Source organism: Hydrogenophaga sp. FG152 (genome assembly GCF_057809615.1).
Window position 1 is genome coordinate 100,726 of sequence record NZ_JBMDKH010000009.1, and the last position, 22,225, is coordinate 122,950.

The 22,225-nt window shown below is 69.0% G+C and carries 24 protein-coding genes; 15 read left to right on the top strand and 9 right to left on the bottom strand.

All coding sequences use genetic code 11. The annotated features are described in order from the left end of the window. Positions 1-145: 145 nt before the first annotated feature. Positions 146-757 (top strand): DJ-1/PfpI family protein, encoded by a 612-nt coding sequence (locus ACODTB_RS12790; RefSeq protein ID WP_291120931.1) that lies wholly within the window; start codon positions 146-148, stop codon positions 755-757. 4 nt (positions 758-761) lie between these two features. Here ACODTB_RS12790 and kynA read toward each other — a convergent pair whose 3' ends face one another. The 7 genes from kynA to ACODTB_RS12825 all read right to left on the bottom strand — a co-directional run bounded on the left by kynA (position 762) and on the right by ACODTB_RS12825 (position 6,992). Next, positions 762-1,631, bottom strand: a complete 870-nt coding sequence (gene kynA, locus ACODTB_RS12795; protein ID WP_291120933.1) for a tryptophan 2,3-dioxygenase — start codon at positions 1,629-1,631, stop codon at positions 762-764. 2 nt (positions 1,632-1,633) lie between these two features. After that, complete coding sequence (kynU, locus tag ACODTB_RS12800) at positions 1,634-2,917, bottom strand: kynureninase (RefSeq protein WP_291120935.1); 1,284 nt, start codon at positions 2,915-2,917, stop codon at positions 1,634-1,636. Next, positions 2,914-3,543, bottom strand: a complete 630-nt coding sequence (gene kynB / locus ACODTB_RS12805) for an arylformamidase (RefSeq protein WP_291120938.1) — start codon at positions 3,541-3,543, stop codon at positions 2,914-2,916. The genes kynU and kynB overlap by 4 nt, the downstream gene beginning before the upstream one ends. 80 nt (positions 3,544-3,623) lie before the next feature. Next, positions 3,624-3,929 (bottom strand): YkgJ family cysteine cluster protein, encoded by a 306-nt coding sequence (locus tag ACODTB_RS12810; RefSeq protein ID WP_291120939.1) that lies wholly within the window; start codon positions 3,927-3,929, stop codon positions 3,624-3,626. After that, a complete protein-coding gene (locus tag ACODTB_RS12815) occupies positions 3,926-4,855 on the bottom strand; it encodes a class I SAM-dependent methyltransferase (protein ID WP_291120941.1) in 930 nt (309 codons plus the stop codon). The genes ACODTB_RS12810 and ACODTB_RS12815 overlap by 4 nt, the downstream gene beginning before the upstream one ends. Continuing rightward, positions 4,855-5,796 (bottom strand): ornithine carbamoyltransferase, encoded by a 942-nt coding sequence (gene argF / locus ACODTB_RS12820; protein WP_291120943.1) that lies wholly within the window; start codon positions 5,794-5,796, stop codon positions 4,855-4,857. Before argF ends, ACODTB_RS12815 begins: the two co-directional genes overlap by 1 nt. Continuing rightward, complete coding sequence (locus ACODTB_RS12825; RefSeq protein ID WP_291120945.1) at positions 5,793-6,992, bottom strand: aspartate aminotransferase family protein; 1,200 nt, start codon at positions 6,990-6,992, stop codon at positions 5,793-5,795. The genes argF and ACODTB_RS12825 overlap by 4 nt, the downstream gene beginning before the upstream one ends. A 268-nt stretch (positions 6,993-7,260) precedes the next feature. On the opposite strand from ACODTB_RS12825, the gene ACODTB_RS12830 reads away from it, so the two are divergent. Then, on the top strand, positions 7,261-7,581 hold the full coding sequence (locus ACODTB_RS12830) for a DUF3579 domain-containing protein (protein ID WP_291120946.1): 321 nt from the start codon (positions 7,261-7,263) through the stop codon (positions 7,579-7,581). Between the two features lie 137 nt (positions 7,582-7,718). Here the strand turns inward: ACODTB_RS12830 and rpsT are convergent, their stop codons facing one another. Further along, the gene (rpsT, locus tag ACODTB_RS12835) at positions 7,719-8,018 is read right to left on the bottom strand and encodes a 30S ribosomal protein S20 (protein WP_291120948.1); all 300 of its coding nucleotides are present in this window, start codon (positions 8,016-8,018) and stop codon (positions 7,719-7,721) included. A 127-nt stretch (positions 8,019-8,145) separates the two neighbouring features. Here rpsT and murJ point away from each other — a divergent pair, with 127 nt between their 5' ends. The 9 genes from murJ (at position 8,146) to ACODTB_RS12880 (ending at position 16,879) form a co-directional block, all read left to right on the top strand. Beyond that, positions 8,146-9,705 (top strand): murein biosynthesis integral membrane protein MurJ, encoded by a 1,560-nt coding sequence (murJ, locus tag ACODTB_RS12840; protein WP_291120950.1) that lies wholly within the window; start codon positions 8,146-8,148, stop codon positions 9,703-9,705. A gap of 31 nt (positions 9,706-9,736) precedes the next feature. Beyond that, the gene (locus ACODTB_RS12845; RefSeq protein WP_291120952.1) at positions 9,737-10,594 is read left to right on the top strand and encodes a SirB1 family protein; all 858 of its coding nucleotides are present in this window, start codon (positions 9,737-9,739) and stop codon (positions 10,592-10,594) included. Positions 10,595-10,713: 119 nt separating this feature from the next. Next, positions 10,714-11,346, top strand: coding sequence for a Rossmann-fold NAD(P)-binding domain-containing protein (locus ACODTB_RS12850; RefSeq protein ID WP_488929376.1), 633 nt, complete (start codon positions 10,714-10,716; stop codon positions 11,344-11,346). A 117-nt stretch (positions 11,347-11,463) separates the two neighbouring features. Continuing rightward, positions 11,464-13,101: an FAD-dependent oxidoreductase gene (locus ACODTB_RS12855; RefSeq protein ID WP_291120956.1), complete on the top strand. Its 1,638-nt coding sequence runs from the start codon at positions 11,464-11,466 to the stop codon at positions 13,099-13,101. Next, positions 13,098-13,427: a 4Fe-4S binding protein gene (locus ACODTB_RS12860; RefSeq protein ID WP_291120958.1), complete on the top strand. Its 330-nt coding sequence runs from the start codon at positions 13,098-13,100 to the stop codon at positions 13,425-13,427. The genes ACODTB_RS12855 and ACODTB_RS12860 overlap by 4 nt, the downstream gene beginning before the upstream one ends. A 27-nt stretch (positions 13,428-13,454) precedes the next feature. Beyond that, entirely contained in the window at positions 13,455-14,504 is a 1,050-nt protein-coding gene (locus ACODTB_RS12865) for an ABC transporter substrate-binding protein (RefSeq protein WP_488929377.1), read from the top strand. 8 nt (positions 14,505-14,512) lie between these two features. Beyond that, positions 14,513-15,358, top strand: a complete 846-nt coding sequence (locus ACODTB_RS12870) for an ABC transporter permease (RefSeq protein WP_291120962.1) — start codon at positions 14,513-14,515, stop codon at positions 15,356-15,358. After that, positions 15,351-16,106 (top strand): ABC transporter permease, encoded by a 756-nt coding sequence (locus tag ACODTB_RS12875; RefSeq protein WP_488929378.1) that lies wholly within the window; start codon positions 15,351-15,353, stop codon positions 16,104-16,106. The genes ACODTB_RS12870 and ACODTB_RS12875 overlap by 8 nt, the downstream gene beginning before the upstream one ends. Continuing rightward, on the top strand, positions 16,106-16,879 hold the full coding sequence (locus tag ACODTB_RS12880) for an ABC transporter ATP-binding protein (RefSeq protein WP_291120966.1): 774 nt from the start codon (positions 16,106-16,108) through the stop codon (positions 16,877-16,879). Before ACODTB_RS12875 ends, ACODTB_RS12880 begins: the two co-directional genes overlap by 1 nt. Positions 16,880-16,892: 13 nt before the next feature. Here the strand turns inward: ACODTB_RS12880 and purM are convergent, their stop codons facing one another. After that, positions 16,893-17,930, bottom strand: coding sequence for a phosphoribosylformylglycinamidine cyclo-ligase (gene purM, locus ACODTB_RS12885; protein ID WP_488929379.1), 1,038 nt, complete (start codon positions 17,928-17,930; stop codon positions 16,893-16,895). Between the two features lie 159 nt (positions 17,931-18,089). Here purM and ACODTB_RS12890 point away from each other — a divergent pair, with 159 nt between their 5' ends. The 4 genes from ACODTB_RS12890 to pcnB are packed head-to-tail and all read left to right on the top strand — an operon-like array spanning position 18,090 to position 22,208. Further along, a complete protein-coding gene (locus ACODTB_RS12890) occupies positions 18,090-19,187 on the top strand; it encodes an AI-2E family transporter (RefSeq protein ID WP_291121175.1) in 1,098 nt (365 codons plus the stop codon). Between the two features lie 23 nt (positions 19,188-19,210). Then, on the top strand, positions 19,211-19,897 hold the full coding sequence (gene hda / locus ACODTB_RS12895) for a DnaA regulatory inactivator Hda (protein ID WP_291121180.1): 687 nt from the start codon (positions 19,211-19,213) through the stop codon (positions 19,895-19,897). Further along, positions 19,894-20,562: a histidinol-phosphatase gene (locus ACODTB_RS12900; protein WP_291121173.1), complete on the top strand. Its 669-nt coding sequence runs from the start codon at positions 19,894-19,896 to the stop codon at positions 20,560-20,562. Before hda ends, ACODTB_RS12900 begins: the two co-directional genes overlap by 4 nt. After that, the gene (gene pcnB / locus ACODTB_RS12905) at positions 20,559-22,208 is read left to right on the top strand and encodes a polynucleotide adenylyltransferase PcnB (RefSeq protein WP_291121171.1); all 1,650 of its coding nucleotides are present in this window, start codon (positions 20,559-20,561) and stop codon (positions 22,206-22,208) included. Before ACODTB_RS12900 ends, pcnB begins: the two co-directional genes overlap by 4 nt. Positions 22,209-22,225 lie beyond the last annotated feature (17 nt).

Below are 22,225 nucleotides of genomic sequence, written 5' to 3' on the forward strand. Positions count from 1 at the left end.
CCTTTCAGAGATGTTGGACCGGCGCGGTTGTCGAGCCAGTGCGTGGATGGTAGAGAAGTTTCCCAATAGGCAACTTATCGAAAACCCTATGGTAAGTTTCCTATTTGGAAACTATGGTCGGTGCTTTTCTGGAGCCCCTATGCACATGACTTTTGTTCTCTACGAGGGTGTCGAGCCCGTGGATCTGGCCGCGATCGGCGTGATGTCGATGGCCCGGCGGATCATTCCCGAGCTGTCTTACGAGACGGTCGCGGCCACGCGCGACCCGGTGGCGTTTTCCAACGGCCTCATGGTGTTGCCCACGAAGACCTTCGACGAGGTGGAGGCGGTCGATGTGCTGCTGGTGCCGGGTGGGCCCGGCTGGCGCAAGGCTTCGATGGACCCGGTGCTTCAGGCCTTTGCGCAGCGTGTCGCCCCAGGGGCGACGGTGTGTTCGGTGTGCACGGGGGCCATGATCCTGGCGCAGGCGGGCCTGCTCGATGGCAAGCCGGCCACGACGAAGGTGGAGGTCGTGTTGCCCGAGGTGTCGCCCTTGCTGGAGTTGCGCGAACGCTTTCCCGGCGTGCAGGCGGAGCACGCGCTGCTGGTGGACGCTGGTCAGGTGGTGACCGGGGGCGGCGTGACGCTGTGCATCGACGCGGTGCTGTATCTGCTGGAGAAGCGGTTCGGCGAGGAGGCGGCCAGCGAGGTGGCGCGAATCATGGAGTACTCGGCGGCGCGCAGCGCCAACCGCGCCAGGTTGGCGCGGATCGGCTGAGGCTTTACAGGTCGGTGCGCAGGCGCCAGATCTCCGGGAACAGCACCACGTCCAGCATCTTGCGCAGGTAGCTCACCCCACCGGTGCCGCCGGTGCCGCGCTTGAAGCCGATCACGCGCTCCACCGTGGTCACGTGCCGGAAGCGCCAGAGGCGGAAGGCGTCTTCCAGGTCGGTGAGCTTTTCGCCGAGCTGGTACAGGTCCCAGTGGTCCTTGGGGTTGCGGTAGACCTGCAGCCAGGCCTGTTCGACCGCGTCGCTGGCTGCGTAGGGCTGGGTCCAGTCGCGTTGCGTGTGGCTTTCGGGCACAGCCAGGCCGCGCCGCGCGAGCAGGCGCAGGGCTTCGTCGTAGAGCGACGGGGCTTCGTAGGCGGCCTGCACGGCGGCCATGCGCTCGGGGCTGTGGGCGTGCGGCTTGAGCATGGCCGCGTTCTTGTTGCCCATGGCGAATTCGATGCAGCGGTACTGGTGGCTCTGGAAGCCGCTGGACTGCGCGAGGTAGGGCCGCAGCGCGCTGTATTCGGGCGGGGTCATGGTGGCGAGCACGTCCCAGGCGTGCACGAGCTGCTCCATGATCTTCGAGGTGCGCGCGAGCATCTTGAAGGCGGGTTGCAGTTCGTCGTTCGCGATGCTGTGAATGGCGGCGCGCAGCTCGTGCAGCATGAGCTTCATCCAGAGTTCGCTGGTCTGGTGCTGCACGATGAAGAGCATTTCGTCGTGCGCGGGCGAGAGCGGCTTCTGCGCGCTGAGGATGGCGTCGAGCTGCAGGTAGTCGCCATAGCTCATGTCGCGGCTGAAGTCGAGCTGGGCGCCTTCCTCGCGCACGATGTCTTCGGGCCTGGCGCTGTCGGCAGAGGGGTGTTGGTGCGGGCACATGGTCAGGTCACCGCGTGTTGGGTGTTGAATTCGGCGCGCCGCCACTCGCCGGTTTCCAGCACCTGGCGCAGCTGCTCGGCGGCGTTCCACACGTCCTCGAAGCCGATGTAGAGCGGCGTGAAGCCGAAGCGCAGGATGTCTTTGTGGCGACCCCCATCACCCGCGCGGAAGTCGCCCACCACGCCGCGCGCGATGAGGGCCTGCACGATGGCGTAGGCGCCTTCGTCCTTGGTCAAACAGACTTGCGAGCCGCGCTCGGCCGGGTCCAGCGGCGTGGCCAGGCTAATGCCGTGGCCCTGGCAGCGTTCGTCCACGAGTTCGATGAAAAGGTCGGTGAGCGCGAGCGACTTGCTGCGCAGCGCGGCCATGCCGCCATGGGCTTCGGCGGCGAGCAGGGTGTCCACGCCGCATTCGAGCGCGGCCAGGCTGATCATGGGCTGGGTGCCGCACTGGTAGCGCGTGATGCCGGGCGCGGGCCGGTAGTCGGGGGTGAATTCAAAGGGCGTGGCGTGGCCCCACCAGCCGGCCAGGGGCTGCCAGAAGCGGTCGGCGTGGCGCGGGTTGACCCACACGAAGGCTGGCGCGCCCGGGCCGCCGTTGAGGTACTTGTAGCCACAGCCCACGGCGTAGTCGGCGCCCGCGCCAGTGAGGTCCACCGGCACGGCGCCCGCGCTGTGCGCGAGGTCCCACAGCATGAGCGCGCCGGTGGCGTGGGCGGCGGCGGTCATGGCTGGCATGTCGTGCATGGCACCGGTGCGGTAGTTCACGTGGGTGAGCATGAGCACGGCGACCTCGGGCGTGAGGGCGGCGGGGATTTCTTCGGGCTCGACCAGCATCAGTTCGAAGCCGTGCTGCTGGCACAGGGCTTCGGCGATGTAGAGGTCGGTCGGGAAGTTGCTGCGCTCGCTCACGATGCGCCGGCGCTTGGGGTGGTCGACGCTGGCGAGGTCCATCGCGGCCGAGAGCACCTTGAAGAGGTTGACCGAGGTGCTGTCGGTGGCGACCACGGTGCCGGGCTCGGCGCCGATGAGGCGCGCGATCTTGTCGCCGACCTTCTTGGGCTGGGCGAACCAGCCGTGCTTGTTCCAGCTCTGGATGAGGTCGGTGCCCCATTCCTGCGTCACCACCTCGGCCACGCGCGCGGGGGCGCTGCGCGGCATCGCGCCGAGCGAGTTGCCGTCGAGGTAGATGGTGCCCTCGGGGAGGAAGAAGAGGTCGCGCAGGGCGCGCAGCGGGTCTTGCGCGTCGAGCGCGCGGCAGTCGGCGAGGGTGGGGGCGTTGTTCATGGCAGTTGGCGCAGCACGGCGCGCACGGGGCTGGCGTCGGCGGTGGTGAGTTTGAGGGGCAGGGCGATGAGTTCGTAGTCGCCTTCGGGCACATCGTCGAGCAGCAGGTTTTCCAGCACGCGCAGGCCGCGCCGGCGGATGGTCTGATGGCTGTCGAGCGTCTTGCTGCTGGCCGGGTCGATGCTGGCGCTGTCGATGCCGATGAGCAGCACGCCGAGGTCGGCGAGTTGTTCCACGGTGTCGGGCGCGAAGGCGGGCAGGGCGTCGTCGAAGCGGTCCTGCGGCTGGCGCGCGTACACGCGCACCAGCACGCGCTGGGGAAGGTCGGTGAGCGCGTGCGCGATGTGCGCGGGCGTGACGAGCGGGCCGCAGCCAATGGCGTGGATCACGCGGCAGGGGCCGAGGAAGGCGTCGAGCGAGACGTTGCCGATGGCGTCGCCGTCGGGGTCGTAGTGCAGCGGCGCGTCGGCGTGCGCGCCCACATGGGGCGACAGCGTGATGGCGCTGACGTTGACCGGGCAGCCCGGGCCGATGGTGGCGGCCCACTGCTGGGTGTAGGCGGTGTCACCCGGAAAAACCGGGGCGCCGGCGTGCACCGGCGGAGAGATGTCCCAGAGCTGTTTCATGGTGCATGGAAGGTAGCACCCTGAAAAAATCCGTGGTGTCGGTTATTGCCAACAGACCTGGAAAATAGTTGAGGCCTGAATCAATTGAGCGACGGGAGCCCGTGCCGCTGGCGGGCGCGGGCGCAGGCGTCGCTGCCTTCCTCGAACTCGCGGCAGGGCGAGGGGCGCCATTCGTAGATGCCGCAGATGGCTTTCTGGCCGACCTTGCCGCTGAGGGCGGCGCAGCGCGGGGGCGAGTGGTCGGTGCCGCGCATGCGGGCGGTGTGGTCGGTGACCTCGACCGCCAGCCCGGCGGGCACGGTGCCGCCCATGTCGTCCACCTCGTGCACCGAGAAGTCGACCCGGAAGCAGGCGCAGCAGGCGCCGCAACTGGTGCAGGCGCTCATGCGGTCCGGGGCGCGAGGTCGGGCGCGCGGTAGATCAGGACCTTGAGCGCGCGCTCGGGCGAGGCATCGGCAAAGGCGTCGGGGTTGGGCAGGCGCTGCTCGAACATCAGTTCGGGCGCGGCGTCCTGCATCTGCTGCTGCAGAAAGGCGGTGTCGAGTTCGGGCGCGTTGAGGCAGAGCAGCACTTGGCCGCCGGGCAGCAGCAGGTCGGGCAGGCGGCGCATCAGGCGCTGGTAGTCCTTGGTGGCGACGAAGCTGCCTTTCTGGAAGCTCGGCGGGTCGACGATGACCAGGCCGTAGGGGCCGCTTCGGGTGATCTTGCCCCAGGTCTTGAAGATGTCGTGCGCGAGGAAGCTGGCGCCGCCGGCGAGGCCGTTGAGTGGGTGGTTCTGCTGGCCGATGGCCATGGCGCCGCCGCTCATGTCCACGTTGACCACCTGTTTCGCGCCGCCCTGCAGCGCCACCACCGAGAAGGCGCAGGTGTAGGCAAACAGGTTCAGCACCTTCAGCTTGCCGGCATGCTCGCGCACCCACTGGCGGCCTTCGGCCATGTCCAGGAAGAGGCCGTGGTTCTGGCCCTTGAGCACGTGCACCAGAAAGCGCGCGCCGCGCTCGCTGACCACGTGGGGTTCAGGCACGGCGCCGGCCATCAGGCGGGTTTCGGTCTGGCTGTCGTGCCGGCACTGGAACACCCAGTTCAGCGGTTCGCCGGGCGCCACCTGGGCCCAGCGCTCGGCCAGCGCGGTGTGCAGCACGGCCAGGGTGGCCTCGTCCACCGGCTGGAAGCTGGTCAGCACCCAGACCGGGGGGAAGGCGTCCAGCGCCCAGGGCTCGCAGCCCGGGTGCAGGCCGCCGCGGCCATGGAAGACCCGCCGCGCTTCGGCGGTGGGTTCGAGGCGCGCGATGGCGTCGAGCAGGGCTTGCATCAGGCCAGGCGGCCGAGCAGCAGGTACTCCATCAAGGCCTTCTGGACGTGCATGCGGTTCTCGGCCTCGTCCCAGACGACGGACTGCGGCCCGTCGATCACCTCGGCGCTGACCTCTTCGCCGCGGTGCGCGGGCAGGCAGTGCATGAAGAGCGCATCGGGCTGGGCGGTGCGCATCATGTCCTCGTCCACGCACCAGCGCTTGAAGGCGGCGCGCCGCACCTCGTTCTCGGCCTCGAAGCCCATGCTGGTCCACACGTCGGTGGTGACGAGGTGGGCGCCCGCGCAGGCTTCGAGCGGGTCCTTGAAGACCTTGTAGCAGGCCGGGTTGCGGATGCCGGCGAGCACCGGGTCCACCTCGTAGCCGCTGGGGGTGCTCACGTGCACCGTGAAGCCCAGCAGCTCGGCGGCCTGCAGCCAGGTGTTGGCCATGTTGTTGCCGTCGCCGACCCAGGCCACGACCTTGCCTTCAATGGAGCCACGCCGCTCGATGAAAGTGAAGATGTCGGCCAGGATCTGGCAGGGGTGGAACTCGTTGGTCAGGCCGTTGATGACCGGCACGCGCGAGTGCGCCGCGAAGGCTTCGATCTTGCTTTGCTCGAAGGTGCGGATCATCACGAGGTCGACCATGCGGCTGATCACGCGCGCGCTGTCTTCGATGGGCTCGGCGCGGCCGAGCTGGCTGTCGCCGGTGGTCAGGTGCACCACCGAGCCGCCCATCTGGTACATGCCGGCCTCGAAGCTCACGCGGGTGCGCGTGCTGGCCTTCTCGAAGATCATGGCCAGGGTGCGATCGGGGTCGGCGAAAGGCTGGTACTTCTCGACCGCCTTGAACTTGCGCTTGATGAAGGCCGCGCGCTCGAACAGGTAGGCGTAGGTGGCGGCGTCGAGGTCCTTGAACTGCAGGTAGTGCGGGATCGTCATGGCGGGGGCGGCGCTCATTCGGCCAGGAAGGCGTGGATCAGCGGCAGCAGGATGGCGGCCACCTCGTCGGCCTCGGCCGTGGTCATGATCAGCGGGGGCACCATGCGGATGACGCTGTCGGCCGTGACCGAGAGCAGCAGGCCGGCGTCGGCGGCGCGCTGGGTGATCACGCCGCAGGGCTTGGTGAGCTCGATGCCGATCATCAGGCCCTGGCCGCGGATCTCCTTCACGCCGGCCTTGCCGATCAGGTCCTTTTCGAGCAGCGTGCGCAGGTGCTGGCCCACGCGGGCGGCGTTCTCCAGCAGACCTTCCTCTTCCATGATGCGGATGGTCTCGACCCCGGCGCGCATGGCCAGCGGGTTGCCGCCGAAGGTGGTGCCGTGGTTGCCGGGCTGGAAGATGTTGGCGGCCTTGGGGCCGGCCACGACCGCGCCGATCGGCACGCCCGAGCCCAGGCCCTTGGCCAGCGGCATCACATCGGGCACGATGCCGGCCCACTGGTGGGCGAACCACTTGCCAGTGCGGCCCATGCCGCACTGCACTTCGTCGATCATCAGCAGCCAGTCGTTGGCGTCGCACATGGCGCGCACGTCCTTCAGGTACTGCGAGCGCATCGGGTTCACGCCACCTTCGCCCTGGATGGTCTCGAAGAACACGGCGACCACGTTGGGGTTGCCGGCGGTGGCCTTCTTCAGCGACTCGATGTCGTTGAGCGGCACGCGGATGAAGCCTTCGACCAGCGGGCCGAAGCCGGCCTGTACCTTGGGGTTGCCGGTGGCCGAGAGGGTGGCGATGGAACGGCCGTGGAAGGCTTTTTCGTAGACCACGATCTCGGGGCGCTCGATGCCCTTGTCGTGGCCGTACTTGCGAGCCAGCTTGAGCGCGGCCTCGTTGGCTTCCAGGCCGGTGCTGCAGAAGAACACATTGGTCATGCCCGAGCGCTCCACCAGCATCTGGGCCAGGCGCTCCTGGTCGGGCACGTGGTAGTAGTTGCTGGAGTGGATCAGCTTGGCGACCTGGTCCTGCAGGGCGGGCACCAGCTTGGGGTGGCCGTGGCCCAGGGTGTTGACGGCGATGCCGCCCAGCGCGTCCAGGTATTCCTTGCCGTTGGTGTCCCACAGACGCACGCCTCGGCCGTGTGACATCGCGATCGGCAGGCGGCCGTAGGTGTTCATCACGTGGGGCGAGGCGACGGGCTTGAGGGCGGCGTTCATGCAGGGACTCCGGTGGGAAGGGCCAAAAAGAAAGCGGCTCAACGAAGGTTGAGCCGTTGAAGCGCGATTTTAGAGGCAGCGGGCAGGCATCATCATTGCTTGTTGGGCATCGCTGAAATGCGCCCGGTGTACGCTCAGGGGTCCGGGTTATCCCTCGCTCCAGGTCTTATATAAGATAGAATACCTGCCTACTTCCCCGGTGAGCGATCCTCGTTCCGGCGGTGGTTTTTTTCCAGTCGAGCCCTCCATCCGAAGGCCTCTCCCCCCGATGGTTTCACCGACAGCCAAACAAGTTTTCATCCAGGGTGTCACGAAGGACGGCCGCACGTTCCGTCCCAGTGACTGGGCCGAGCGCCTGGCCGGGGTGATGAGCTCGTTCCGCCCCGGCGGCGCCACGCCTGGCAGCCACCTGAGCTATTCCCCCTGGTGCGTGCCCAACAACATCAACGGCATCAAGTGCGTGGTGGTGCATACCGACCTGCGCGAGGCCGAGCCCATGGCCTGGGACTTCTGCATGAACTTCGCGCGCGACAATGGCCTGCAGGTGGTCGAAGCCTGCCTTCTTCCCGATCCCCCGACCAAGACCTGATCCGCCCGCTTTGGGCGCGGGCAACAAAAAAGCCGTCTTGCGACGGCTTTTTTGCTTTTGCTGGCAGCGCACCCGTTTCAAACGGCAGGCCTTTGGGGCCCGGGCTGGTGGTCTGGCGGGGCCAGACCGGGGTGGGTTCAGGCAGCGGCGGCTGCGAGACCCTTGACTTTGGCCGACAGGCGGCTCTTGTCGCGTGCGGCCTTGTTCTTGTGGAAGATGCCCTTGTCGGCGACGATGTCGACGACTTTCTGCATCTTGGCGAACAGTTCGGTCGCCTTGGCCTTGTCGCCCGTCAGAACGGCTTTTTCAACGTTCTTGACGGCGGTGCGGTACTTGGAGCGCAGCGAGGTGTTGGCTGCATTGATCTTGACGTCCTGGCGCACGCGCTTGCGGCCAGACGCCAGACGGGGGTTCTTTTTCTTCGGCTTGGTTGCCATGGTGAGTTCCTTCGGTGTTTGGGGATGATGCCAGCAAAGCCCGCGATTTTAGCACGACCTGCCGGGCTGGCAAGGGTGGCCGGACGGGCAGGGGGAGGGGGGTGATCCCGGTCGTTACACTCGCCGCGTGACCCTTTTCAAGTCCGCCTCCCTCGTTTCGCTGCTCACGCTGGCGTCCCGCATCACCGGCCTGGTGCGCGAACTGCTGATGGCAGCGATGTTCGGCGCCAGCGCGCTGACCGACGCCTTCAACGTCGCTTTCCGCATCCCCAACCTGCTGCGCCGGCTGTTCGCCGAGGGCGCGTTCAGCCAGGCGTTCGTGCCGGTGCTGGCCGGCGTGCGGGAAAAAGAGGGCGATGACGCCACCCGGGTGCTGGTGAACCAGATCGCCACCGTGCTGGCCTGGGCGCTCACGGTCACCTGCGTGCTGGGCGTGGTGGGCGCGCCGGTGCTGGTCTGGGCCATGGCCAGCGGCCTGGACGACCCCGGCTTCGACGCCGCCGTGTTCATGACGCGCTGGATGTTTCCCTACATCGCCTTCATGTCCTTCGTGGCGCTGTCGGCCGGCATTCTGAACACCTGGAAGCGCTTTGCCGTGCCGGCGGCCACGCCGGTGCTGCTCAACGTGGCGATGATCGCCGCCGCCGGCTGGGGCGCGCCCTGGTTCGCCTCGCTGGGCATCGAGCCCATCTACGCCATGGCCGGGGGCGTGCTGCTGGGCGGTGCCCTGCAGCTGGGCGTGCAGATCCCGGCGCTGCGCAAATTGGGCCTGCTGCCGCGCGTGGGCCTGCGCTGGTCGGCCCTGAAGGCGGCCTGGCACCACCCGGGCACCCAGCGGGTGACCACCCTCATGCTGCCCGCGCTGCTGGGCGTGAGCGTGGCCCAGATTTCCCTGCTGATCAACACGCAGATCGCCTCACACCTCGGCGCCGGCAGCGTGAGCTGGCTGACCTACGCCGACCGCCTGATGGAATTCCCCACCGCCATGCTGGGCGTGGCGCTGGGCGTGGTGCTGCTGCCGCAGCTGGCGGCGGCCAAGGCGTCCGACGACACGGACCGTTACAGCGGCCTGCTGGACTGGGGCCTGCGCCTGGTGGTGCTGCTGGCCGTGCCCTGCGCGGTGGCGCTGCTCACCTTCGCGCAGCCGCTGGTGGCCGTGCTGTACCACTATGGGGCCTTCACCGCCGCCGACGTGCAGCGCACCGCCACCGCCCTGATGGGCTACGGCGCGGGCCTGATCGGCCTGGTCGCGATCAAGGTGCTGGCGCCGGGGTTCTACGCGCGGCAGGACATCCGCACGCCGGTGAAGATCGCCATTGGCGTGCTGGTGCTCACCCAGGTGCTCAACTTCCTGCTGGTGCCCCACCTCGCCCATGCGGGGCTGGCACTGGCGATCGGCATCGGCGCCATGGTCAATGCCCTGTTCCTGCTGGTGGGGCTGATCCGCCGAGGCGCTTACAAACCGTCACCGGGCTGGGCCCGCTTCGGCATGCAGGTGCTGGCAGCCAGCGCCTTGCTGGCGCTGTTCCTGATGTGGGTGGCGGCGCGCTTCAACTGGCTGGGCTTCGAGGGCCAGGCCCTGCAGCGCGTGGGCCTGCTTACGCTGTGCGTGCTGGGCGGGATGGTGGTCTATTTCCTCACGCTGCTGCTGGCGGGGTTGAACCTGAGGCAGTTCGTCAGAAAATGACGTAATCTGCGGAATCCGGATACCCCCCACCATGCCGACCGCGTACGAATACCCCGCGCCGACCCCCCTGGGCTACTTTGCCGCCCTGGTGGGCGACGACGAGGCTTTGCCGCTGTTCGAGGCGGCCACGGCGGTCGCCCAGGACGAGTACCCCGACCTCGACGTGCAGCAGGTGCTGGGCGACGTGGACCAGATGCTGGCCCGCGTGCGTCGGCGCTGTGCCGCCGACGCCGGCCCGCTGCAGCGGCTGCGCACGCTCAACCAGTTCTTCTTCCGCGACATGGGGTTCGGCGGCAACGTCAACAACTACTACGACCCCGACAACAGCTTTCTCAACGCCGTGCTGCGCACGCGCCGGGGCATTCCCATCACGCTGGCCGTGCTCTGGCTGGAGCTGGCCCAGGGCCTGGGCCTGAAAGCGCGTGGCGTCAACTTTCCCGGCCACTTCATGGTCAAGGTCAACCTGCCCAACGGCCAGGTGGTGATCGACCCCTTCACCGGCCAGTCGCTCAGCCGCGAAGACCTGTCGGAACGGCTGGAGCCCTACAAGCGCCGCAACGGCCTGGTGGACGACTTCGACGTGCCGGTGGGCCTGTATCTGCAGGCCGCCACGCCGCGCGAGATTCTGGCGCGCCTGCTGCGCAACCTCAAGGAAATCCACCGCACGCAGGAAGACTGGCTGCGCCTGATCGCCGTGCTGGACCGCCTGCTCATCCTGTTGCCCGACGCCTGGATCGAGTACCGCGACCGGGGCCTGGCCTGGGCCGAGATGGGCGACGTGCGCCTGGCCGTGGGCGACCTGGAAACCTACGTGGAACACGCCGACGACACGCTGGACCGCGACGCCATCGCCCAGCGACTGCAGGAACTGCGCCGCGCGCTCAACTGAGCGGCCGCCCGCCCGCGGCGGCGGGGATGTGTCGCCATGTAATTCCGTTTGACGCGAGTGGGCCGCGCAGGGACCATGCGCGCCAACCCCGCCGATCCGGCGACAAGAAAAACGACGGTATGAAACAACTGATGCTGGTGGGCGCCACCGGTCTTGTGGGCAGCCATGTGCTGCGACAGGCCCTGGCCGATCCCGCCGTGGAGCGCTTGGTCGCGCCGACCCGCAAGCCGCTGGCCCCACACCCCAAACTGCTCAACCCCGTGGTGGACTTCGAGCGCCTGCCCGAAGACGCCGAGTGGTGGCGGGTGAATGCGGTGATCTGCACCCTGGGCACCACCATCCGCGCGGCGGGCTCGCAGGCCGCTTTCTACAAGGTGGACCACGACCACCCGCTGGAGGTGGCCTATCTCGCGCGCCGCCATGGCGCGCGGGCCTTCGCCCTGAACTCCGCGCTGGGGGCCGATGCGCGTTCGCGCGTGTTCTATTCGCGCACCAAGGGCGAGGTCGAGCGCGACCTGCAGGCCGTGGGCTACCCCTCGCTCACGCTGGTGCGCCCTGGCCTGATCGGCGGCCAGCGGCAGGAGAACCGGCCCCTGGAGCGGCTGGCGGTGCTGGTCTCGCGCGGCGTGCAGCCCCTGCTGCCCCGGCGCTACCGGGTGGTGCCGGCCGAGCGCATCGCGCACCACCTGCTGCAGGCCGCGCTGGCGGCGGTGCCTGGTGTGCACGTGCTGCCGTCCGAAGCGCTGATCTGAGCGGCGGCCGCGGCGCGGCTGCTTTTTTCGCATATGGAAACTCGGAATCGATCGTTGTTGATGCGCTGACCCGTTCCTAGACTGCCTCCTCTGAACACATTTGTTGGAGAGCAGACGATGGCGCAACATGGCCTTTCCTCCTCGCTGTTGAGCGATGCCGCCGGGCAGCAGCAGATCGAGACCGACGTCCTGGTGGTCGGGGGCGGGCCGGCGGGCGCCTGGGCCGCCATCGCAGCCGCCGCGCGTGGCGCGAGCGTGACCCTGGTGGAGAAGGGCTTCTGCGGCACCTCGGGCGCCACCGCGCCCTCGGGCACCGGCCTGTGGCACGTGCCGCGCGACGCGGCCGCGCGCGAGAAGGCCAAGGCCAGCCGCTACGCCATGGGTGGCGAACTGGCCGAGCACGCGTGGATGGACCGTGTGCTCGAACAGACCTGGCTCAACACCGAGACGCTCACGGAATGGGGCTACCCCTTCCCGATCGACACCGAAGGCCAGCTGCAGCGCACCTCGCTGCAAGGGCCGGAGTACATGCGCCTGATGCGCAAGAAGGTGAAGGAATCGGGCGCCCGCATCCTGGACCACAGCCCGGCCCTGGAGTTGCTGACCGACGAGAACGGCGACGTGGCCGGTGCCTCCGGGATCACGCGCACCACGGGCGAGACCTGGGTGGCGCGCGCCGGCGCGGTGGTGATCACCACCGGCGGCTGCGCTTTCCTGAGCCGGGCACTGGGCTGCAACGTGCTCACCGGCGACGGCTACCTGCTGGGCGCCGAGGTCGGCGCCGAGCTCTCGGGCATGGAGTTCTCCAACGCCTACGGGCTGGGGCCTTCATTCTCATCCGTCACCAAGTCCCTGTTCTACAACTGGGCCACCTTCTACGACCGCGAGGGCGTGGCCATCGAAGGCGCGGGCTCGTCGCGTGGGCGCAGCGTGATCGCGCGCACGCTGCAGACGCAGCCGGTGTTCGCCTGCCTCGACCGGGCCGACGCCGAGATCCGCGCCTGGATGCGCCACGCGCAGCCCAATTTCTTCGTGTCTTTCGACCGCCAGGGCATCGACCCCTTCAAAGACCACTTCCCGGTGGCCCTGCGGCTGGAGGGCACGGTGCGCGGCACCGGCGGCTTGCAGGTGATCGGCGACGACTGCGCGACCTCGGTGCCCGGCCTGTACGCGGCCGGCGACGCCGCCACGCGCGAGTTGATCTGCGGCGCCTTCACCGGCGGCGGCAGCCACAACGCGGCCTGGGCCATGTCGTCCGGCTTCTGGGCTGGCGCGGGCGCAGCCGATTTCAGCCGCGGCGCGCGCAGCCTGGCCAGGCGCCGCCTGCACCGAGCGGGCACCGCCGGCATTCAGGAAGGCGGCGCCCCGGCCTGGAACCCGGAAGAACTGGTGCGCTCGGTGCAGGCCGAGGTGTTCCCTTACGAACGCAACTGGACGCGCCGCGCCGACCTGCTGGAAGACTCGCTGCAGCGGCTCGACGCCCAGTGGGCGCGCGTGCGCCACGCCAGCGCGCCCAGCCTGCAGCAGGCGGTGCGCGCACGCGAGGCCGTGGCCATGCTGGCCACCTCGCGCTGGATGTACCGCAGCGCCCTGCAGCGCACCGAGACGCGCGGCATGGCCCGCCGCCAGGACCACACCGGCCTCGATCTGGCGCAGCGGCACCGCCTTGTCAGCGGTGGCCTGGACGAGGTCTGGGTGCGCCCGCAAACCGTCCGCCCTTCGGCCAACCTGGATGTTGAAAGACTCGCCGCATGATCGAAATCGTCAGCCCCGAACGCTGCACCGGCTGCAACATCTGCGTGAGCGCCTGCCCCACGCAGGTGTTCGAGGCGGTGCCCGGCGGCATCCCGCGCATCGCGCGCCAGGCGGATTGCCAGACCTGTTTCATGTGCGAGCTGTATTGCCCGACCGATGCCCTGTACGTCGCGCCGGTGGCGGACCACGCCGTCGCCGTGGCCGAGGAGGGCACCGAGGTGCGGCAATGGATCGGCAGCTACCGCCGCGCCGTCGGCTGGGGCAAGGACCGCCAGCCCACCGCCGCGCTCGATGCGAGCTTTGAGCTCCTCCGCCGGGCGCACTGAATCTTTCCTAATCCACGAGAACCCACCATGACTTTCTGGAAACACCTGGCGGCCTTCGCGCTGGCCGCCACCGCCGCTTTCGGCGCCCACGCGCAGGCCCAGCCCGAGACCATCCGCTTCGGCGGTTTCGGCCAGGGCTTCGGCCAACCCCACGGCGTGGCCTTGCTCGCCATCGCGCAGGGCAAGGGCTTCATCGCCGACGAGTTCAAGGGCACGCCCGTGAAGCTCAGCTTCGAGTACTTCACAGGCACCGGCCCCGCGATCAACGAGGCCATCGCCAACAACCGGCTCGACGTGGCGCAGTACGGCTCGCTGCCCAACATCATCGGCAAGGCCGGCGGCCTGCCCACGCGCATCCTCGCGTCCTACGGCTACACCACCGTCTTCGGGCTGGCCCGCAAGGACCTGGAGGTGAACTCGTTCAAGGACCTCAAGGGCCGCAAGGTGGCGGTGGCCAAGGGCACGGTGCTGCACTGGGCACTGCTCAAGGCCCTGCAGGACAACGGCCTCACGCTGCGCGACATCCAGCTGGTCGACCTCAAGACCGCCGACCAGCTCGCCGCCCTGAGCGCCGGCAGCGTGGACGCGGCGGTGGGCTCCAGCAGCCTGCTGACCCTGCGCGACAAGGGCGTGGGCAAGGTGTTCTATTCGTCCAAGGACCAGGGCGCGAAAGCCTCGGGCTTTGGCGGCATCCTGGTGAGCGAGGCCTTCGAGAAGCAGTACCCCGACGCCACGCAGCGCATCGCCAACGGCCTGGTGAAAGCCGCCCACTGGCTGGGCCAGGAAGCCAACCGCGACGAGGCCTACCGCCTCTGGACGCTCTCGGGCATGCCCTACCAGGCCTTCAAGGACGACTACGACGGCGTCTCGCTCAAGGAAGCCTTCAATCCGCGCGTGGACGCCTTCCTGCTCAGCCAGTACGACGACGCGATCGACTTCACCAAGGAGAACAAGCTGATCCGCAACGACATCGACGTGGCGAAGTGGGCCGCACCGCAGTACGTGGAGAACGCGCTGCGCGCCCAGGGCCTGCAGACCTACTGGACGAACCGCGCCGCCCTCGTGGCGCGCCGCTGAGGCCGAGCATGGCGGCCCTCGAACACCTGGCCGGCGGGGTCGGCGCCTCGCCGCTGCCGCGCGCGGCGGCCTGGCCCTGGCGCACCGCGCTGCAGGCCCCGCTGCAGCGCCTGCTGCTGGCGCTGGCCCTGCCGGCCGCGATCGTCGCGCTCTGGCAGTGGGCGTCGGTGCGGGGCTGGGTGCCGCCACAGATCCTGCCGGCGCCCGCGCTGGTCTGGGACACCTTCCTGGAACTGGCGCGCGGCGGCGAGCTGCTCGACGGCTTCCTCATCAGCCTGCAGCGCATCGGCTTGGGCCTGGCCCTCGGCGGGCCGCTGGGGCTGGCGCTGGGCACCTGGCTGGGCGTGTCGGCGCGCGCGCGCAGCCACCTGGAGCCCACGCTGCGCGCGCTGTTCGCCGTGCCCACCCTGGGCTGGATTCCCATCCTCATCCTGATCTTCGGCATCGACGAAGCGCTCAAGGTCATCGTGATCGCCAAGGCCGTGATGGTGCCGGTGGTGCTCAACACCTCGCGCGGCATCCGCAACATCCCGCTGGCCTACCTCGAAGCCGCGCGCGTGCTGCGCCTGCGCCCCTGGACGCGCCTGACCCGCCTCACGCTGCCGGCCTGCCTGCCCACGGTGTTCAGCGGGTTCCGCCTCGGCCTGAGCCATGCCTTCATCGCGCTCATCGTGGTGGAGATGCTCGCGGCCACCGAAGGCATCGGCTACATGATGGTCTGGGGCCGCAAGCTGTTCCAACTCGACATCGTGATCGTCGGCATCGTGGTCGTCGGGGTGGCGGGCTATGCGCTGGACCTGCTGCTGCGCCGGCTCGAACGCGGCCTGAGCCGCTGGGCACCCGGCCATGGCTGAAGCGCGCATTCCCCTGGGCGCCTGGCTGCCGCTGGCCATCGGTGCGGCCTGGCTGCTGCTGATCGACACCGGCGCGATCGCCCACCCGCTGATGGTGCCGCTGCACGAGGTGCTGGCTGCGCCTTTCGTGGACGAACAGGGCCGGCAGATCTGGTCGGCCGCCGCCAGCAGCCTGGTGCGCGTGGCGCTGGGTTTTCTCATCGGTGCCAGCCTGGGCATCGCCGTGGGCGTGGCCGTCGGCCTGTCGCGGCCGGCGCAGCTGGCCGTCGCGCCCACGGTGCACGGCCTGCGCCAGGTCGCGCTGTTCGCCTGGATCCCCTTGCTCACGGCCTGGTTCGGCAACGGCGATCTGGTGAAGATCGTGTTCATCTCGATCTCCACCTTCTTCCCGGTCTTTCTCAACACCGAGCAGGGCGTGCGCGGCATCGCGCCGGCCTACCGCGAGGTGGCCGCGATCGTGCGGCTCGGGCCCTGGCTGCGGCTGCGCCGGCTGGTGCTGCCCGCGATCCTGCCCTCGGTGCTGACTGGCGTGGAGCTCGCGCTGCTGACGGCCTGGATCGGCACCGTGGGCTCCGAGTACGCGATCGGCACCGGCCGCGGCATCGGCGCCTACCTCGCCACCGCGCGCGACGTGTTCCGCATGGACCTGGTGCTGATCGGCGTGCTGGTGATGGCCCTGGTGGGCTACGGCCTGAGCCGCGTCGCGCAGCTTCTTTTCCTGCGCCTCATTCCCTGGAGATCCCGCTGATGAGCACCCCCACCCTGGAGGCGGTCGCCCCCACCGCCCTGAGCCTGCGCAACGTGGGCAAGACCTACCGGATCGAGGGAGAGGACCTGCCCGTGCTGCAGCGCATCGGTCTGGAGATCGCGCGGGGCGAGTTCCTGAGCATCGTCGGCGCCTCGGGTTGCGGCAAGTCCACCCTGCTGCGCCTGATCGCGGGGCTGGATCACCGCTTCGATGGCGACATCCTGATCGATGGCGAACCGGTGGCCGGTCCGGGCGTGGAGCGCAGCCTGGTGTTCCAGGACCACCGCCTGTTTCCCTGGCTCAGCGTCTGGGACAACATCGGTCTGGGGCTCGACAGCCTCGACCTGAGCCGGCACGAGCGCGAGGCGCGCATCCGCGAACAACTCGAACTCGTGGGCCTGACGGGGTTCGCGCAGGCCTGGCCGCACCAGCTCTCGGGCGGCATGGCGCAGCGCGCGGCGATCGCGCGGGCCCTCGTTTCGCGGCCGGACATCCTCCTGATGGACGAGCCCTTCGGCGCACTCGACTCCATCACCCGCGCCCACATGCAGGATGAGTTGCTGCGCATCTGGCGCGAGCGGCGCATCACCGTGGTGATCGTCACGCACGACGTGGACGAGGCCGTGTTCCTGGGGGATCGCGTGGTGGTGATGGAGCCCCGGCCAGGCCGGGTGCAAAGCGTGATCGAGGTCGACCTGCCGCGCCCGCGCGAGCGCACGGGCACGGCCTTCAATCAGATCAAGCAGCGCGTGCTCGGACAGCTGAAACGCTGAACGCGCGGTCGCCTCAGGCGACGACCACCGCCGCGCCTTCGCCGCGCGGCGCGATGCGGCCGATTTCATGGACCGTTTCACCCAGGCCGCGCAGGGTGGCGGCGCAGGCGGCGGCCTGGTCGGCGGCGATCACCACCACCATGCCGATGCCGTTGTTGAAGGTGCGGTTCATCTCGATGTCGTCGATGCCGGCGGTCTTCTGCAGCCAGGCGAACAGCTCGGTCTGCGGCCAGCTGCCCTTCACCAGGTGGGCGGCCGTGCCTTCGGGCAGCACGCGGGGGATGTTCTCCAGCAAGCCGCCGCCGGTGATGTGGGCCAGCGCCTTGATGGGGTGCGCGGCCAGCGCGGCCAGCACGTTCTTCACGTAGAGCCGGGTCGGCTTCATGATGGCTTCGCGGAACGGCTGGCCGTCCAGCGTGGTGGGCAGGTTGCTGCCCGCGCGCTCCAGGCACTTGCGCACCAGCGAGAAACCGTTGGAATGCACGCCGTGCGAGGCCAGGCCCAGCACCACGTCGCCGGGCTGCACGTTCTGGCCGGTGAGGATCTTCGATTTTTCGACCGCGCCCACGCAGAAGCCGGCCAGGTCGTATTCGCCGGCCGGGTACATGCCCGGCATTTCGGCGGTTTCACCGCCGATCAGCGCGCAGCCGCTGAGCTCGCAGCCCTTGGCGATGCCGCCGACCACGGCCGCAGCCGTGTCCACGTCGAGCTTGCCGCAGGCGAAGTAGTCCAGGAAAAACAGGGGCTCGGCGCCTTGCACCAGCACGTCGTTCACGCTCATGCCGACCAGGTCGATGCCCACGGTGTCGTGCATGTTCCATTCGAACGCCAGCTTGAGCTTGGTGCCCACGCCGTCGGTGCCGGAGACGAGCACCGGCTCCTGGTAACGCTTGGGCACCTCGAACAGGGCGCCGAAACCGCCGATGCCGGCCAGCACGCCTTCGCGCATGGTCTTCTTGGCCAGCGGCTTGATGCGCTCGACCAGGGCGTCGCCCGCGTCGATGTCAACGCCGGCGTCTTTGTACGAAAGAGGGGTGGAGGGGGTGGTCATGGGCGGTCGGCCCCGGCGCAGGGCGGGGCGGGTCGATGGGCTGGACGCGGGTGGGAGGGGACTTTCGGGTACCCTGGGGGGTGGCCCGATAGAATTTGCCCCTGATTTTAAGGGTTTGCTCTTCCGCATCCCTTGCCCACCCCGCCCAACCCCCGCCCCATGCCCCTGACCTCCAACCAGATCCGAGCCCTGCTGTGGGCCTCGATCGCGGTCGTCATCTGGCTGCTGCTTTCGCTGCTGGCCCCCGTGCTGATGCCCTTTCTGCTGGCCGCGGTGCTGGCCTATGCGCTGCACCCGCTGGTGGAGCGCCTGCACGGCAAGGGCGTGCCGCGCTGGCTGGGCGCCGGGTTGGCCATCACCCTGCTCATGCTGGTGCTGCTGGCGGTGCTGCTGTTGATCGTGCCCGTCATCACCAAGCAGGTGCCGCTGCTGCGCGAGCAGGTGCCCGAGCTGCTCAACCGGCTCAACGCCTGGCTCACGCCGCTGGCCGGGCGCTTTGGGGTGAGCCTGTCGGTGGACGTGAGCCTGGTGCGCGGCTGGCTGACCAAGCTGGTGTCCGGTCACGAAGGCGAAATCCTGGAGAGCCTGCTGTCGTCCCTGCGCATCGGCGGCAGCGCGCTGGCCGCCGTGTTCGGCAATCTGTTCCTCATGCCCATCGTGGCCTACTACCTGCTGCTGGACTGGGACAACCTGGTCGAGCGCACCAAGTCGCTGATCCCGCCGCGCTGGCGCGCCAGCGTGCAGAGCTTCCTGGACGAGACCGATGGCGTGCTCGGCCAGTACCTGCGCGGGCAGCTGCTGGTGATGGGCGTGCTGGCCGTGTTCTACACCGTGGCGCTGGCGCTCGTGGGCCTGAACCTGGCCCTGCCCATCGGGGTGTTCACCGGCCTGGCCGTGTTCGTGCCCTACCTGGGCTTCGGCCTGGGCCTCGTGCTGGCCCTGCTGGCCGCGTTGCTCGAATTCCAGACCGTGCTGGGCGTGGCCCTGGTGGCCGCCGTGTACGGCGTGGGCCAGGTGGTAGAGAGCCTGTACCTCACACCGCGCCTGTTGGGCGAGCGCATCGGCCTGCACCCCATCGCCGTCATCTTCGCGCTGCTGGCCTTCGGCCACCTGTTCGGCTTCGTGGGCGTGCTCATTGCGCTGCCCGCCAGCGCGGTGCTGCTGGTGGCGATCCGCCGTCTGCGCCGCAGCTACATGGCCAGCGCCCTGTATTTGGAAAGCCCGCGCAACGCGGTGCCGGAAAGCCCCGAGGCATGAGCACCACCGGACCCACGCCCCCCATGCGCCAGATGGCGCTGGACATCGGTTTCGCGCCGCTGCCCACGTTGTCCAACTTCGTGGGGGCCGGCAACGAGGCGGCCCTCGAGCACCTGCGCCTGTGGACCCACAACCCCTTGCGCTCGCCGGTGCCCACCTTCCTGTGGGGCGAGAGCGGCAGCGGCAAGACGCACCTGCTGCGCGCGGTGCGCGAGGCGCTGCGCGAGCAGGGCGGCCGCGTGGGCTGGCTGGACGCCACCGTGCTGGACCCGACCGAGTTCGACGACCAGTGGGACGCGGTGCTGCTCGACGACTGCCACCTCTACACCGCGGCCCAGCAGGCCGCGGCCTTCAACTGGTTCGTCAACGCGCAGAGCCCGGCGCACGGCGCCTCGCGCTGGGTGCTGGCGGCGGCGACCTGCCCGCCGGCCGACCTGCGCCTGCGCGAGGACCTGCGCACCCGCCTGGGCTGGGGCCATGTGTTCCAGCTGCAGGCGCTGAGCGAAACCGAACGCCGCGCCGTGCTGCGCCGCGCCGCGGACGACCGCGGCGTGTTCCTGAGCGACGAGGTGATGGACTTCATGCTGCGCCGCTTCTCGCGCGACCTCTCCAGCCTGATGATGCTGCTCGACCAGCTCGACGCCTATGCGCTGCGCACGCAGCGCGCCATCACCATTCCCCTGATCAAATCCATGCTGGAAAACGAATGAGACTGGCTCTCTTCGACCTGGATCACACCCTGATCCCGCTCGATTCCGATTACGCCTGGGGCGAGTTCACCGTCTCGCTCGGCTGGCGCGATGCCCAAGGCTTCTCCCAGGCCAACGCCGGCTTCTACGCCGACTACAAGGCCGGCACGCTGGACATCCACCACTACGTGCGCTTCGCCATCGAGGCGGTGCGCGAGCACGGCATGGCGGTGTCGCAGAAGGCGCACGAGCGCTTCATGCGCGAGGTGATCGAGCCCGCCATGCGCGAGCCCGCGCGCGCGCTGCTGCGGCGCCACCAGACCGCCGGCGACACGGTGGTCATCGTCACCGCCACCAACGAATTCGTCACCCGCCCGATCGCCCGGGCTTTCGGGGTGGACGAACTGATTGCGATCGAACTCGAACGCGACGCGCGCGGCGAACCGACCGGGGCCATCCGCGGCACGCCGTCGTTTCGCGAGGGCAAGATCGCCCGTGTGGAACAATGGCTGGCCGCACGGGGACTGGACTGGTCGCGCGTGCAGCACAGCACTTTCTACAGCGACTCCATCAACGACCTGCCGCTGCTGGAAAAAGTCAACGAGCCTGTGGCCACCAACCCGGATGCCCGGCTCCGCGCCATTGCCCTCGAGCGGGGCTGGCGCACACTGAACCTATTCGAATGATCAAGAAATTCATCGATCGGCTGCTGGGCAAGTCCAGCGCCCCTGCCGGCCGCCGTGCCAACCCCTTCGGCAAGCGCGAAGACGTGCCGGCCAGCGTGCACGGCATCGACCGCTCGCTGGTGGACCAGCGCGCGCTGGACGTGGTGCACACCCTCAAGCAGGCCGGTTTCGAGGCCTACCTGGTCGGTGGCGCGGTGCGCGACCTGCTGCTGGGCCTGAGGCCCAAGGACTTCGACGTGGCCACCAGCGCCACGCCCGAGCAGGTCAAGGGCCTGTTCCGCCGCGCCTTCATCATCGGCCGGCGCTTCCGCATCGTGCACGTGATCTACGGCCGGGGGCGTGAGCACGAGGTCATCGAGGTCTCGACCTTCCGCGCCTACATGGACAACGCCGCGGCCGAGCAGGTGGCAGGCAACGAGCGCACCAGCAAGGGCGAACTCGCGGGCATGAAGCACGCGGTGGATGCCAGCGGACGCGTGCTGCGCGACAACGTCTGGGGCCCGATCGAGCAGGACGCGGCCCGGCGCGACTTCAGCATCAACGCGATGTACTACGACCCGGAAACGCAGACCGTGGTCGACTTCCACCACGGCATCCGCGACGCCAAGAAGCGCACGCTGCGCATGATCGGCGACGCCGCCACGCGCTACCGCGAAGACCCGGTGCGCATCATCCGCGCCGTGCGTTTCGCCGCCAAGCTCAGCGGCCTGGGTTTCACGTTCGACGCCAAGACGCTGGCGCCGCTGGCCTCCTCGCACACGCTGCTGGCCGACGTGCCTCAGAGCCGTTTGTTCGACGAAATGCTCAAGCTGCTGCAGACCGGCCACGCGCTGGCCAGCATCGAGCAGCTCAAGGCCGTGGGCCTGGGCACCGGCATCTACCCCTTGCTCGACATCGTCGTGCAGCGCGCCGACGACGACTTCGTGAAGCTGGCCCTGCAGGACACCGACCGCCGCGTGAGCGAAGGCAAGCCGGTGGCGCCCAGCTTCCTGCTGGCCTGCGTGCTCTGGGCCGACGTGCGCAAGGCCTGGAACCAGCACCTCACGCCGCGCCCGAACCAGCGCCCGCCCGCGCCCTTCGCGGCCCTGCAGGCGGCGGTGGACGACGCCTTCGAAGCCCGCATCGGCGACGTGTCGGGCCGGGGCAAGCTCGGCGCGGACATGCGCGAGATCTGGATGATGCAGCCGCGCTTCGACAAGCGCGTGGGCACCTCACCGTTCAGTCTGATCGAGCAGCCGCGCTTCCGTGCTGGCTTCGACTTCCTGCGCCTGCGCGCGCAGGTCGGTGAGGTCGAGGAAGAACTCGCGCACTGGTGGGAAACCTTCAGCACCGCGAGCGACGCCATGCGCGAGGACATGGTGGACGCGCAGCGCCGCGAGAACCTGGCCAAGCCGGGCGCCAGCAAGGCCCGGCGCGTCAAGCGCACGGACGCGGACCACCCGGCGGCGGCCGCTGCCGAACCGAATGAAGTCGATCCGCGTTTCCGCCCCGTCGAAGGCGACGAGGGTGGGGATGCGCCGTCGGACGACGCCCCGCTGGACGAGGGTTCGGCACCGGCCAAGAAGCGCCGCCGTCGCCGCCGCAAGCCCAACGGCGCGGGACCGGTTGAAGGTGGCGGTGGTGGTTCGGACGAGGCGGGCGGCTGAGGCCTGCGGACACCACC